Origin of the sequence: Amycolatopsis sp. NPDC059235 (assembly GCF_042754125.1) — a bacterium.
GTDB classification, from domain to species: Bacteria; Actinomycetota; Actinomycetes; order Mycobacteriales; family Pseudonocardiaceae; genus Amycolatopsis; species Amycolatopsis albidoflava.
Genome location: NZ_JBHZAG010000037.1, coordinates 1 through 13251 on the forward strand (window position 1 = coordinate 1; position 13251 = coordinate 13251).

At 69.4% G+C, this 13251-nt stretch carries 10 protein-coding genes; 5 read left to right on the forward strand and 5 right to left on the reverse strand.

Annotated features, from left to right (window positions below):
* Window positions 1-105: 105 nt before the first annotated feature.
* A complete protein-coding gene (locus ACFXI3_RS23600) occupies window positions 106-1626 on the reverse strand; it encodes a tannase/feruloyl esterase family alpha/beta hydrolase (protein ID WP_378402138.1) in 1521 nt (506 codons plus the stop codon).
* A 113-nt stretch (window positions 1627-1739) separates the two neighbouring features.
* Here ACFXI3_RS23600 and ACFXI3_RS23605 point away from each other — a divergent pair, with 113 nt between their 5' ends.
* From ACFXI3_RS23605 to ACFXI3_RS23625, 5 genes are all read left to right on the forward strand, one after another.
* The gene (locus ACFXI3_RS23605; protein WP_378402140.1) at window positions 1740-4451 is read left to right on the forward strand and encodes an AAA family ATPase; all 2712 of its coding nucleotides are present in this window, start codon (window positions 1740-1742) and stop codon (window positions 4449-4451) included.
* A 91-nt stretch (window positions 4452-4542) separates the two neighbouring features.
* On the forward strand, window positions 4543-5583 hold the full coding sequence (locus tag ACFXI3_RS23610) for an alpha/beta fold hydrolase (RefSeq protein ID WP_378402141.1): 1041 nt from the start codon (window positions 4543-4545) through the stop codon (window positions 5581-5583).
* 112 nt (window positions 5584-5695) lie between these two features.
* On the forward strand, window positions 5696-6814 hold the full coding sequence (locus ACFXI3_RS23615) for a serine hydrolase domain-containing protein (protein ID WP_378402143.1): 1119 nt from the start codon (window positions 5696-5698) through the stop codon (window positions 6812-6814).
* An 82-nt stretch (window positions 6815-6896) separates the two neighbouring features.
* Entirely contained in the window at window positions 6897-8426 is a 1530-nt protein-coding gene (locus tag ACFXI3_RS23620) for a DUF4157 domain-containing protein (RefSeq protein WP_378402145.1), read from the forward strand.
* 197 nt (window positions 8427-8623) lie between these two features.
* Entirely contained in the window at window positions 8624-9355 is a 732-nt protein-coding gene (locus ACFXI3_RS23625; protein ID WP_378402146.1) for a glycoside hydrolase family 75 protein, read from the forward strand.
* A 47-nt stretch (window positions 9356-9402) separates the two neighbouring features.
* Here the strand turns inward: ACFXI3_RS23625 and ACFXI3_RS23630 are convergent, their stop codons facing one another.
* The 4 genes from ACFXI3_RS23630 to ACFXI3_RS23645 are packed head-to-tail and all read right to left on the reverse strand — an operon-like array spanning window position 9403 to window position 13251.
* Window positions 9403-10233: an LLM class F420-dependent oxidoreductase gene (locus tag ACFXI3_RS23630; protein ID WP_378402148.1), complete on the reverse strand. Its 831-nt coding sequence runs from the start codon at window positions 10231-10233 to the stop codon at window positions 9403-9405.
* Window positions 10230-11594, reverse strand: a complete 1365-nt coding sequence (locus ACFXI3_RS23635) for an amidase (RefSeq protein ID WP_378402150.1) — start codon at window positions 11592-11594, stop codon at window positions 10230-10232. The genes ACFXI3_RS23630 and ACFXI3_RS23635 overlap by 4 nt, the downstream gene beginning before the upstream one ends.
* Window positions 11591-12460: a carbon-nitrogen hydrolase family protein gene (locus ACFXI3_RS23640; protein ID WP_378402152.1), complete on the reverse strand. Its 870-nt coding sequence runs from the start codon at window positions 12458-12460 to the stop codon at window positions 11591-11593. The genes ACFXI3_RS23635 and ACFXI3_RS23640 overlap by 4 nt, the downstream gene beginning before the upstream one ends.
* The gene (locus ACFXI3_RS23645; RefSeq protein ID WP_378402154.1) at window positions 12457-13251 is read right to left on the reverse strand and encodes an SDR family NAD(P)-dependent oxidoreductase; all 795 of its coding nucleotides are present in this window, start codon (window positions 13249-13251) and stop codon (window positions 12457-12459) included. The genes ACFXI3_RS23640 and ACFXI3_RS23645 overlap by 4 nt, the downstream gene beginning before the upstream one ends.

Genomic DNA, 13251 nt, shown 5'->3' on the forward strand with positions numbered 1-13251 from the left:
CATTGGTGCGTTTTCACCATCTCCGCGCCGTTGTTTGCCCTGAAGGCCGGCCCGCCGCGTGGCACGGCCGGGGCGCGCCGCTGGGGTCGGCACGCACGGCACAGGTCAGCGGCAGCGGTAGCTGGACGCGACGGCCGGGTCGCCGTAGCCCTGGTACCGCGAGACTCGCGGGTACGCGCACAGGTCGCGGGTCTGCTTCCCGTCCGCGGTCGAGGCCGCCAAGGTGGCCGGGGCCTTGCCGTGTTCGACCCAATCGACCAGCGCGCCGAGCGGGTTGGTCGGCGCCGCGCCCGTCCCGCCGCCGCAGTGTTCGACGCCGGGGGCCAGGAACAGCCGGTAGAAGTCGTTCACCCGGTGGGAGCCGCCCATCGCCTGTTCGACCTCGGCGCGGTAGCGCAGCGTGCCGCCGGGCGGGATGAGCTGGTCGTCCGAGCCGACGAAGGTCAGCAGCTTGCCGCCGGTCCGGCGGAAGGCCGACAAGTCCGGGTCAGCGGTGCCGATGACGTCGTCGTACTCGCGCACCGACTGGCGGAACACCTGCGCGTACTGGGCGTAGGTGAGCTTCGAAGTGTCGAAATCGGCCTGTTTGGCGACGAACGACTGCACCCATTTGACCGCCACCGGGAACCCGGGCGCGGACGGGGTGTCGTCGGTGCCGGCCAGCCAGGTGAAATCGGCGCCCTTCGGGAGGCCGTCCCACAGCTTCCGGCCGCGTTCGTCGGTCGGCCCGGCCCAGATCTTGCGCACGACGTCGGCGTCCTTGGCCGTGACGATGACCTCCTTGCCGTCGCAGAGGACCTTCGTGCCGATCAGGGAGCGCGGGTCGTAGCTGCACTCGTCCGGCCGGTCGACGATGCCGTTGCGGACGCCGTCGTTCGCGTCGCACGCCTTGACCGCGGCCTGCCGGAACGCGCTGAAGACGCAGGGGCTCGGGAAATCGTGCTCCTGGTTCATCACGATCTGCGGCCAGAGCGTCGCGACCGCGAACTGCGTCCAGTGGACCGCGGGCGCGTTCGCCAGGATGCCGTCGAAGTCGCCGGGGTAGTTCTGCGCCTCGGAGTAGCCCTGGCGGCCGCCGGTCGAGCAGCCGTTCCAGTACGAATAGGTCACCGGCCGGTGGTAGAACCGCTGAGTGACGTCCTTGCCGATCAGCGCGGCCTCGTGCACCGAGCGGGTCGCGAAGTTCGTCAGCAGCGGCCGGTTGACCTTGCCGGGCGCGGTCAGTGCCCACGAGGCGTCGAGCCCGGTCAGCACGCCGGCGTCAGTGGTCACGCCCGCGTAGCCGTCCTTGGCGGCCTGGGCCAGCGGTGCGCCGAAGTCGCCGGCGGCGTACGCGCTGCCGCCGACCGCCTGGAGCCGGCCGGTCCACCCGGTCTGCGGCAGTGCCACGGCGACCTTGACGTGGTCATTGGCCCCGGGGTGGGTGAGCGTGACGGTGATTTCGCAGTAGCCGGGCTTCGGCTCAGCCTGCACCGATTCGATCTTCGCCCCGCTGGGCGCGGCGGCGGGGACGGTGGCGCAGGCGGTGGTCTCCGCTGCGGCGGCGCTGGGCGCGAGCTGGGTGACGGTCGTCACCAGCAGCGCCGCGAGCGGCAACGCCGAGAAAAGTGTTCGGGTGCGTCTCATCGCTTTCCTTTGTGGAGGGTCGCTTTCGGCTGAAACTAAGCCGCTCGCGGCCGTCTTCGCGCCCGTCGGACGACGCCGTCGACGTACGTCGGCTCCCGGTATCGTCAGGGATCATGACGCTGCACGGACGGGACGCCGAGCTCAAGGAGCTGACCGAACTGGTCGACGGCCCGGAAGGACGCGTCGGGGTCCTCATCCGCGGCGAGGCCGGCATCGGGAAGTCCGCGCTCGTCGCCGCTGCAACGGCCGCGGCTTCGGTCGCGGGAATGCGGGTGCTGCGGACGACCGGTGCCGAGGCCGAGCAGGACCTCGCCTACGCCGGGCTGCACCAGTTGCTGCACCCCGTCCGCGCGGGCTTCGCCGAGCTGCCCGCGCCGCAGCGGACCGCTCTGGAAACCGCGCTCGGGCTCGCGGACGGGCCGGAACCCAGCGGGTATCTGGTCGGGCTCGCCGCGTTGACGCTGCTGGCCGATGCCGCCGCCGCGAAGCCGGTGCTGGTCGTCGCCGAGGACGTCCATTGGCTGGATCGCGCCAGCGCGGACGTCCTGGCCTTCGTCGCCCGGCGCGTCGAGACCGAACCGGTCGCGCTGCTCGCCACGCTCCGGGACGATTCCGGCCCGCTGCTCGACGCCGGTCTCTCGCCGATGCCGCTCGGCCGCCTCGCCGACGACGCCGCTGCCGAATTGCTGGACTCGGTGGCGCCGAGGCTCGACCCGATGGTCCGGACGCGGCTGCTCACCGAGTCCGTCGGCCATCCGCTCGCGCTGACCGAACTTCCGTCCGCCGTGGCCGAACTCGACGTCTTCGACCCGGTCCTGCCGCTGACCGAACGGCTTGAGCGGACGTTCGCGTCCCGGGTCGCGACGCTGCCGGAAGCCACCCGAGCCGCCCTGCTGGTCGCGGCGCTCAACGAGGCCGGTTCGATCGCCGAAACCCTTGCCGCGACGGGCATTCTGCTCGGCACGCCGGTCGAGCCCGAGGTGCTCAGCCCCGCTGTCGACGCCCGGCTGGTCGAGTTCGCGGTCGGCTGCGTGACCTTCCGGCACCCGTTGATGCGCTCGGCCATTCCCGCCGCCGCGACGCTCGGCGACCGTCGGCGGGCGCAGCTCGCGTTGGCCGAGACGGTGCGCGAACAGCCTGATCGGCGAGCCTGGCATCAAGCCCGGGCGGCATCCGGTCCGGACGAAACCGTGGCTGCGGCCTTGGAATCGGCGGCCGATCGCGCTCGCCGGAGAGGCGGGGCCGCCGCCGCGATCGCCGCGCTGGAGCAGGCGGCGCGGCTCAGCGAAAACCCGGACGCACGGGCGGATCGGTTGCTGCGAGCCGCCGAGCTGGCGGTCGAATCGGGCCGCCGCGAGACCGCCGAACGCTTGGTGCGCGACGAGTCGTTTTCCCCACGCCGCAAGGCGACCGCGAGCCAGGTGCTCAGCGCTTTCGAGGACGGCGTCCGCGAGGATCCCTCGCGGATCGGGGAGCTGGCGGCCCTCGCCGAGTCCGTCGCCGAATCTGCCGCCGACGGACAGGGCGACGCGGCGATGCGGATCTTGTGGGGTGCCGCGATGCGGTGTTTCTGGGCTGAACCCGGCGCGACGGCCCGCCGGAAACTGCTGGACGTCGCCGCCAAGTTGCCCATTCCCGACGACGATCCGCGCCTGATCGCGGTCGCTGCGTACGTCGCGCCGTTCGAGCGGGGCACTGCGGTGCTGGAGCAGCTCCGGGTACTTGTCGGCTCGGCCGGAGCTGACCCGGAAACCGACCGATACCTGGGCAGCGCTTCCTTGCAGGTCGGCGCATTCGACCTGGCGGCCCGCTTTTCGACGGCCGCGGTGCCGGGCTTGCGGGCGCAAGGCAAGCTCGGGGTGTTGCCGCGTGCGTTGGCCGTCCAGGCGTGGAGCCGGGTTCGGCTCGGCGACCTGGCTGGTGCCGCGCCCTCGGCCGCCGAAGCCGTCCGGCTCGCGCGGGAGACGGGCCAGCCGTTCATGGGCGGGCTGGCGCTCGCGGTCCAGGCCGAGATCGCGGCTTTGCGCGGCGACCACAAGCAGGCCACCGCACTCGCTGACGAGGCCGAGCGCGCGGGGCTCGCCGCGGGTGCGCGTCCGGTGCTGGCCACGGTCCAGCTCGCGCGCGGGCTCGTGGGGTTGAGCGAAGGCCGGTACGAGGACGCGTTCGCCGACCTGCGCCGGCTGCTTGATCCTGCGGATCCGGCTTATCAGCTGGCCTTGCGCGCGTACTGCGTCGCGGAGCTGACCGAGGCCGCCGTCCGGGCCGGGCAGGCCGACGCGATGCGGGAAATCCTGGCCGAGCTGGAGCCGCTGGCCGCGATGACGTCAGCCCCGGCGTTGCACATCGGGCTCCGGTACGCGCGGGCCGTGCTCGCGCCGAAGGAAACCGCGGAAGACCTGTTCACGGCGGCTTTGCAGGCGGACTTGAGCGGCTGGCCCGCCGAACGCGGGCGGGTTCATCTGGCGTTCGGCGAGTGGCTGCGGCGGCAGCGCCGGGTCGTCGAATCCCGCGCGCACCTGCGTACCGCGCGGGAGACTTTTGACGCGCTCGGCCTGACGGCGTGGGCCGAGCGGGCGCGGCGCGAATTGCGCAGCGCGGGGGAGTCGAGCCCGAACCGGAGCCCGGACGCCCGGGACAAGCTGACTCCGCACGAGCTGAGCATCGCGCAGCTGGCCGCCGAGGGGCTGACGAACCGGGAGATCGGGCAGCGGCTCTATCTTTCGCATCGGACCGTCGGGACCCACCTGCACCGGATCTTCCCGAAGCTCGGCGTCAGTTCTCGTGCCGAATTGGCTGGTGCGGTGCGGGCTCTGGGCGACTGACTTACGCCGGTTGCGTCATCCGACGGGCGCGGGCGGCGGCCGGGCTCCTTAGCGTCGAGGCCGTCCCACGATCTCGCGCACAGGAGTTCAGATGATCAGCAGGAGACGATTCACCCAGGCGTTCGCGGCCGGTCTGGCGGCGACCTCTCTCGCTGCCTGCTCCTCGCCCGCCGCGTCGCAGCCCGCCGTCTCCCAGCCCGCCGCCGGAGCGGATTTGCGGGCGGGCTCTGGCGAGCACACCTCGCTGGGCACGATCAAGCACGCCGACGCCGGTCTCGTTTCGATGGCTTACGCGGAATTCGGTCCGGCTGACGGCAAGCCGGTGCTGCTGTTGCACGGCTGGCCGTACGACCCGTACAGCTACGCCGACGTCGCGCCTCTGCTTGCCGCGCAAGGGTTCCGGGTGATCGTCCCGTTCCTGCGCGGGTTCGGATCGACGGTGTTCAAGTCGGCCAGTACTGTCCGAAATGGACAGCAGACCGCTATCGCGCAGGACGTCGTCGCGCTGATGGACACGTTGAAGATCGACAAAGCGATTCTCGGCGGCTACGACTGGGGTTCCCGGACGGCCGCGGTGATCGCGGCGCTGTGGCCGCAGCGGTGCCAGGCGGTTGTCCCGGTGAGCGGGTACATCGTCGCCAACCTCAAGGCCAACCTTCAGCCGCTGCCCCCGGCCGCGGAACTGGGCTGGTGGTACCAGTATTACTTCGCAACCGAACGCGGCCGCGCCGGCTACGCGGCGAACCGGCACGACTTCAACAAGCTGATCTGGAAGACGGCGTCGCCGACCTGGCACTTCGACGACGCGACATACGACCGCAGCGCCGCGGCGTTCGACAACCCGGACCACGTCGCGATCGTCATCCACAACTACCGCTGGCGGCTCAGCCTCGCTCCGGGCGAGCCGCAGTACGAGGCGTACGAACAGAAACTCGCGGCGGGCGCGACCATCGGCGTTCCGGCGATCACGCTGGCCAGCGACTTCGACGGCGCGGCCAAGGACGGCAAGGCTTACCGCGCCAAGTTCACCGGGGGGTACGAACACCGGATCCTGGACGGGATCGGGCACAACGTGCCGCAGGAGGCGCCGCGGCCGTTCGCGCAGGCGATCGCGGACGCGGCCAAGCTCTGACGATTCATCGAAGTTTGATCGGAAGCGGATACGTTGCGCATTCCTCTCGCCGGAAACTGCTGTGCCCGTTCAGGAATCGGCAAGCCCGGCGACCTTCGACGCGAGGAGTGCGATGAGACGCAAAGCTTTCGGAGCTGTCGCGGTAGCGGTGGTGGCCGCCTTGACCGGCCTGGCCAGTCCGGCATCGGCGGAGACTCCGGCGGAGATCCTCCAAGCCGGAGCCCAGGGCGGGGTCAGCGCGGGATATCCCGGGGTAATCGGCCTGGTCCGGAACGGCGAAACCGCGCAATACATCCACGCCGGATACGGAAATCTCACCACCAAGACCCCGGCTGACCCGAAAGCGCAGTTCCGGATCGGCAGCGACACCAAGGCGTTCACCGCGGCCGTCCTGCTGCGGCTGGAAGCCGAGGGCAGGCTTTCCCTCGACGACCCGCTCGCCCGCTGGCTGCCCGGCGCGGTGAACGCCAACGGGAACGACGGCACGAAGATCACCGTCCGCCAGGTGCTGCACCAGACCTCCGGCCTGCCGGACTACGCGGGCGACCTGCGGTTCCTCGGCCCCTACGTCGCGAACACCAACCCCCGCCAGCCGTGGCCGCCGCAGACGCTGGTGGACATCGCGACGTCGCACCCGTCGCTGGGCACCTCGTTCCACTACTCGAACACCAACTACGTGGTCGCCGGCATGGTGATCAAGGCGGTGACCGGGAACGAACCGGCGGCGGAGATCCAGAAGCGCGTCATCGAGCCGCTCGGCTTGAGCAGCACTTCCTTCCCGACCGCTGATCCCGGCTTGGCCGGCAACTATCTGAACGGCTACTACATCGCGCTCGGCGCGTTCTACAACGACGTCACGGTCTCCAACGTGCAGGCATTCGGCACCGCGGGCGCCATTGTGTCCACAGAGGACGATCTGGCGACCTTCGAACGCGCGCTGCTGAGCGGAAAACTCCTGCCGCCGCAGCAGCAGGCCGAGCTGAAGACGACAGTGCCGACCGACAACGCGGGCAACCAATACGGGCTGGGAATCGGCCTGTCGCCGACGGCCTGCGGCCCGGTCTGGAATCACAGCGGCGGGGTGCTCGGCTACTACAACCTGTGGCTGACCAGCGACGACGGCAGCAAGCAGGTGCTGGTCGCGGCCAACGAGAACCATCTGGCGGGAGCCGCGACCCGGGGACAGACCACGCTCGGCAACGCGGCGCTCAAGGCCTACTGCGCGTCCTGACGCGGCGGTGATGCGACGGTGACGCACGCGGCCGATCCTGGGGGCTGAAGCCGTAGCCAGGCGATCGGAAGCGAGGCGCGGTATGCGGGCTCACGACCACCGTCCGACGAGGCGGAAACCTGATCCGGTAGCCCAGGTCGCGCCGGACGACGTCCACGAGACGCCGGCCGCCGTCTCAACGGACTTCAGCCAGATCCCGGCGCGCTCGCCCGGGACGCCGCTGCCGTCCGAAGTGCGGCACCGGCTGGAAGACCGGTGGGGCGAGGACCTCAGCGGTGTCCGGGTGCACACCGGTCCCGACGCGGCCCGCTCCGCCCGGGACCTGGACGCGGTCGCGTACACCTCGGGCGAGGACATCGTCGTCGCCGGCACTCCCGACGAACCCCTCCTGACGCACGAGGCGGCCCACGTGGTGCAGCAGCGGCACGCGAGCCGCCTCGTGCCTGGGGTCAGTTCCCCCGGGGACTCGGCCGAGCGGGCGGCCGACGCGGGGTCGGCGGTGCCCGGCGGTCCGGTCGCGGCGATCCAGCGGCAGATCGACCGCACCAGCGAGAAGCCGGGCGTGCCGGTCGGCAAGGTAGAGAAGGCGCTCGCCGAATACCTGACTGAGGTACAGCGTGTCCAGGGTGGCCAGACGCTGCACAACACCGACGAGGTGAAGTCCGCGATCCTGAAGCTGTTCGTCGGCGATGCGTTGAAGATGGCGTCGGTTCAGGCGTGGTTGTCCGGGCCGGTGTCCGGCACGCCGGCCGTCCTCGCGCACGAGGTCGCCAAGAAGCTGCCGTCCGTCGTTCCGGAGAATCGGGTGACGCACTTGGGCATCTCTCCGGTGAAGGCCGACCCGGACAAACAGCCGAAGAACGCGGGCGAGGCGGTCGGCTCCGTGGTCGTCGATTCGACCCTCACGCCGATCCTCCGCCGGCTAGGGCTGTCCGACGGCCTGCGGAAGCTCGTCGTGGACGGCGCCAAGTCGGCGGTCGCGTCGGGAATACTCAAGCTTGTCGACGTGGCGATGGATCAGGCACACCTCAAGCCCGAGGAGCAGGGCTCCATCCACAGCCTCGTGGAGGGATGGATCAACCAGCAGCCGGGCAAGGCGATGGAACGTCAGCAGGAGGGCGCGGGCAGCCCGTACGCCCAGGTCGTGCCGCCGTCCGTCGCGCCGCCGGTTCCGTCCGCGCCCGGCGAAAAAATCATCCCGGGCCCGTCGGTCGCATTCGACTTCTCTCCGTCGCGGGACGCGCCCAAACCGAACCTCAAACCGGCTGGGCCGAGCAAGGCCGTCTTGGACGCCGCCCGGAGGCTCGACCCGCTGTTGCTGACGCCGCCGGAGGTGCGCGGCACCGAGCGGGCCGGGGACTACGACCTGGCGAGCGACTTCGCCCTCCGCGTCGCGTCGCTTCTCGACGACGCGCAGAAGAACAATCGATCCGGTGTGGACCTGAGTCTCCCGGTCAGTTATCGGCTGGCGAAAGACCGCGCCGCGATGTTCCAGGCGATCAGGACGATCTTCTTCGCGATGCGCGACGCTCTGCCGCGCCGCGTCAGCGAGGTCATCCAGATTCGGGTGCTGGTGGAGGGGCGTCAGCTCTTCACTTTCGAGCTGCACTAGCCGGACTGATCCGCGGGCGGCGTGCCGGTCAGCGGCACCTGTCCCGCGTGGATCCCCAGCACCAGGCCGCCGCCTCGAACTTTCTCGAAGTGACCTCGTGACAACGACTGGTCACGGATGGTTCACTATGTTAGGAAGTTTTCCTAATGAAGGCTGGAGGTCGCCCGGTCATGTCATCCTCCCGTAGGCGTTTCGCTGTGGTTGGCGCCGCTCTGGCGCTCGCCGTGCCGCTCGCTGTCAACTCCGCTCACGCGTCCACCGCGGACACCGCGGCCAAGTCGTACACGGCCGCGGAGGTGCTGGCCGGCGTCAAGAAGAACAGCACGAACGCGAACAAGGTCAATACCCAGCCGCACATCAACACCATGACGCGGGCCAAGAACGTCAACGTCTACCAGGTGGCGAAGGGCGTCTACGCTTACGGTTCCGGCCTGGCCGTCGACACCGACGGCAGCGACCCCGACCCCGATCCCGACCACCAGGGCACCACGACTTTCAAGGACAGCAACGGAAAGTCGCTCGGCGCGCACAAGGTGCCGTTCTACGTCCTCGGCGACGACTGTTACGACAAGAAGAGCCCGTGCCCGCACTTCTTCTACAAGGAGCACGGCATCAAGGGCAGGCAGTTCGCGCTGATGTTCTACAAGAGCAAGGTGATCGGCGCGATCTTCGGCGACACGCAGACCGCGAACGACCAGGACACTTCGGACAACGACTCCCGCGAGTTGGGCGAAGCGTCGGTGAAGGCGGCTTCGCTGCTCGGCATCAACAGCAGCGGCACTGACGGCGGCGTCGACAACGGCGTGACCGTGGTGATGTTCTCCGGCTCGGACTGGGTCGTGAACGGCACCAACGCCAACCTGAACGCCGCGGCCCAGGGCATGGTCAACAAGGCGCTGGACACGCTCGGCGCGAGCATGGGTATCTAGTCTTCAAAAACTGATGCGGTCACTGCCGAAGCTGGCAGTGACCGCATTCAGCGTGTTTGCCGTTCGACGTAGGCCGCCAGTTTGTCCAGGTATTGCACCGTTTCCCGGTCCGGCAGGGGCGGCAGAGTGAACGTCACCCGGGCTACTCCGGCTTCGGCGTACGCCGCGATGTCAGAGTCCAATGTGGCTCCGCAGAGCGTCGTGCGGACATCGGATCGCCCCTGGTCGGCCAGCCATGACGCGACGCGGCGCAGTTCGTCGACCGGGGGTTTCGCGCGGGGCATCCATTCGTCGCCGTAGCGGGCGAGCCGGTCGAGTGCGGCTGGGCTTTCGCCGCCGATGGCGATGGGCGGGTGCGGGTGCTGCGCGGGTTTCGGCCAGGAGCAGACCGGATCGAAGTCGACGTGCTCGCCGTGGAATTCGGCCTCGTCAGCGGTCCAGATCGCTTTGAGCGCGGCGAGTTTCTCGTTCAGCAGCGGGCCGCGGCGGCGCGGTTCGACGCCGTGGTTGCGCATTTCCTCGCGGTTCCATCCGACTCCGACTCCGAACAGGACTCGCCCGCCGGAGAGGACGTCGAGCGTCGCGACTTCTTTCGCGGTCTGGAAGACGTCGCGCTGGGCCAGCAGGGCGACGGCGGTGCCGAGGGTGAGCGTGGTCGTGGCCGCGGAGGCGATGGCGAGGGCGACGAACGGGTCGTAGGTGCGGTAGTACTCGCGCGGCAGTTCGCCGCCGCCGGACCAGGGCGTCTCCCGTTTCGCCGGGATGTGCGAGTGTTCAGTGACGAGCAGCGTTTCGAAGCCGCGCTCTTCCAGTGCTCGGCCCAGCGCGTCAGGGCGGATGCTTTCGTCGGTCACGAAAGTGTTGACGCCGAACTTCATGCGTTCTCCTGCGGATAGGTGAGCGCGGGACGTAATTGTTCGATCAGGGCGCCGACTTTCAGGACCGTCGAGTCCGCGAAACGGGATCCGACGAGCTGGAGGCCGACCGGCAGGCCGCGGGACGTCCGTCCAATTGGGACACTGAGCGCGGGTTGCCGGGACAGGTTGAACGGGTAAGTGAACGGCGTCCACTGTGGCCAGTCGGTCATCCCGCTGTCCGGTGGCACGTCGTGGCCCGCGGCGAAGGGTTCGATCGGCACGGTCGGCGTGAGCAGGACGTCGTAACGCGTGTGGAATTCGCCCATGGCGACGCCGAGCGCGGCGAGTTCGCTTTGCGCGTCGAGATAGTCGGCCGTCTCGTAGCGGGCACCTCGTTCGATGAGCTTCTGCAGGCCCGGATCGAGCGGTGCCGTGCCGCCGTAGCGCCGGACGATGTGCGCGACGCCGACGGACCACAGTACGTCGAATGCGCCTGCCGGGTCCGGGAAAGAGGGGTCGGACTCCTCGACCTGCAAGCCCGCTTCGGCCAACGAGGCGACGGTTTCCGCGACGAGGGCGGCGATCTCCGGGTGCACGTCCACGCGACCGAGCGCCGGTGAGAACGCAACCCTGATGGGTTCCGCTGTTTCGCCGATTGTCGGTGTCCAGGAGGGATCGCGGTGGTCCCGTGCGGCGAGGAGGTCGGTCAGCGCGGCGACGTCGGCTACCGAGCGGGCCATCGGTCCGGCGTGTGCCAGGGTGCCCAGGACGCTCGGCGGATGCATCGGGATGCGTCCGTGTGTCGGCTTGAAGCCCACGACGCCGCAGAACGCGGCCGGGATCCGGACTGAGCCGGCCGCATCGGTGGCCACGGACACCGCGCCCATTCCCGCCCGAACCGCCACGCCGCTGCCGCCGCTCGATCCGCCTGCGGTGAGCCTCGGGTCCCACGGGTTGCGCGTGATGCCGTCGATAGGGTTGTCGGTGACGCCTTTCCAGCCGAGTTCGGAAGTCGTCGTCTTGCCGAGCAGGACCAGACCGTTCGCGCGGAGCGCAGCCGCGGCGGGGCTGTCGGTGTCCCAACGCTGCGTCGGGTCGGTGCGACGCGAACCGCGCAGCGTGGGCATATCGCGGGTGAGGAAGAGGTCCTTGATCGACGCGGGAACGCCGTCGAGCGGTCCCAGTGCGCGCCCGTCGACCCAGCGTTGTTCGCTCAAGGACGCTTGCTTGAGCGCGCCTTCCTGGTCGACGTAAGCGAAAGCGCGGAGATCGACGTCGATCGCGTCCAGCGCCGCCATTGTCGCTTCTACCGGAGAAAGATCGCCGGACGCGTAAGCGGCGCCGAGTTGTTCAGCCGTCCACTGGCTGAGGTCCGAGGTCATAGGGGCTCCGGGCGGGAGAGCGGTTCGGTGACGCGGCCGTACAATTCCGGTCTGCGGTCGCGGAAAATCGTGAGATATCGGCGCTGCGCTTTGAGATCTGCACCCCGCAGCACTGCCCGGACGGCGTCCTCCCGGTCGTCGTCCGAGCGCGCCAGCACTTCACCGCTCGGGCCCGCGATGGCGCTTCGGCCGTAGAAGCGCTGCTCGTCATCAGTGCCAGTTCGGTTGCAGCCCAGGAAGAACACAGCGTTCTCCATCGCCCTGGTCGCACACCGCGAGACGATGCTGTCCGACAGAACCTTGCCCGGCTGCACCGCCGACGCCCACAGCGAGACGACGACCTCGGCACCCGCGAGGGTCTGCACGCGGGCCATTTCGGGGAACCGGACGTCGTAGCAAACGTTGAGCGCGAGCGTGCCGAGCGCAGTGGGGAACACGGAGATCTCATCGCCGGGAACGTAATATTCCTTCTCGTCGCGGCACGGATGCACCTTGTGCTGGATGCCGGCCACGTCTCCGGACGGACCGATCAGCACGGCGCTGTTGTAGAGCACCTCTGGTATCAGCGGATGCCGTTGCGACATACCAACTACGACGTGCGCACCACCACGGCGAGCGGCTTCGCCCAGCGCCTCCGTGGTCGGGCCGGGCACGAGTTCCGACGCGGCGTAGAGGCTCTCGGCATAGGCGTCGTCGCGCGCGGAGCGGACGTACCCGGTGTTGCTGAGCTCAGGGAAAACGATCAGCTCGGCCCCGTGCTCCTGTGCCTCGCGCTCGACGAACTCCGCCATCCGTTTGGCGTTGCCCGGGCAGTCCAGTACCGCCGAACTGAACTGCACCAGCGAAACGCGCACCTCGTCCTTCATCGGTGGTTCTCCGGATGCACGTCGCGCGCGAACTGCGGATTGCCCGCCAGCAGACCCCCGTCGACCGGCAGCAGGCTCCCGGTGATGAACGACGCCTCGTCCGAAGCCGGGAACAGCGCCGCGGACGCGATGTCGTCGGGCACGCCGACCTGGCCGAGCGGATACCAGGTCGCCAGGCGGTCGAGGAGGTCCGGGTCGATCTTCTGCCGTTCCTTCCAGACGTCGGTGCGGAAAGTGCCGGGCACCAGCGCGTTCGCCCGGATCCCGAAGGGCGCGAACTCGACGGCCAGGTTGCGGGTCAGCGCTTCCACCCCGGCTTTCGCGGCGCTGTAGCCTGCCGCGCCGACGTGGGTGTGCGCGTTCACCGACGAGACGCTGATGATCACGCCGCGCCGTTGGTCGATCATCGTCGGCAGGACCTGCTGGGAACAGCGGAAGGCGCCTGTCAGCACGACGTCGAGGTCGCGTTGCCAGTCCTCGATGCGAGTGTCCAGAATGGACGCCGGATTGGACGTGAAGGCGTTGTTGACGAGGACGTCAATGCGGCCGTAAGCGAATCTGGTGGCTTCGACCAGCGCGCGGACGTCGTCATCGCTGCGCACATCGGTCCTTGCCGCTAACGCTCGTCCGCCCTGTTCTTCCACCTCGGCGGCGGCTTGGCCGGCCGCCGCCTCGTCGCGGTCGGCGACCACCACGGCGGCGCCCTCGGCGGCGAAGCGGCGGACCAGCGTCCGGCCCAGCCCGGAGCCACCGCCGCCGGTCACGATCACCACACGGTCTGCGAAACGCAT

Coding starts and splice junctions, on each gene's coding strand:
- ACFXI3_RS23645 (WP_378402154.1), bottom strand. CDS start 13,251: ATGCGTTTCGCAGACCGTGTGGTGATCGTGACCGGCGGCGGTGGCTCC.
- ACFXI3_RS23630 (WP_378402148.1), bottom strand. CDS start 10,233: ATGAAGTTCGGCGTCAACACTTTCGTGACCGACGAAAGCATCCGCCCT.
- ACFXI3_RS23620 (WP_378402145.1), top strand. CDS start 6,897: ATGCGGGCTCACGACCACCGTCCGACGAGGCGGAAACCTGATCCGGTA.
- ACFXI3_RS23640 (WP_378402152.1), bottom strand. CDS start 12,460: ATGAAGGACGAGGTGCGCGTTTCGCTGGTGCAGTTCAGTTCGGCGGTA.
- ACFXI3_RS23615 (WP_378402143.1), top strand. CDS start 5,696: ATGAGACGCAAAGCTTTCGGAGCTGTCGCGGTAGCGGTGGTGGCCGCC.
- ACFXI3_RS23610 (WP_378402141.1), top strand. CDS start 4,543: ATGATCAGCAGGAGACGATTCACCCAGGCGTTCGCGGCCGGTCTGGCG.
- ACFXI3_RS23605 (WP_378402140.1), top strand. CDS start 1,740: ATGACGCTGCACGGACGGGACGCCGAGCTCAAGGAGCTGACCGAACTG.
- ACFXI3_RS23600 (WP_378402138.1), bottom strand. CDS start 1,626: ATGAGACGCACCCGAACACTTTTCTCGGCGTTGCCGCTCGCGGCGCTG.
- ACFXI3_RS23635 (WP_378402150.1), bottom strand. CDS start 11,594: ATGACCTCGGACCTCAGCCAGTGGACGGCTGAACAACTCGGCGCCGCT.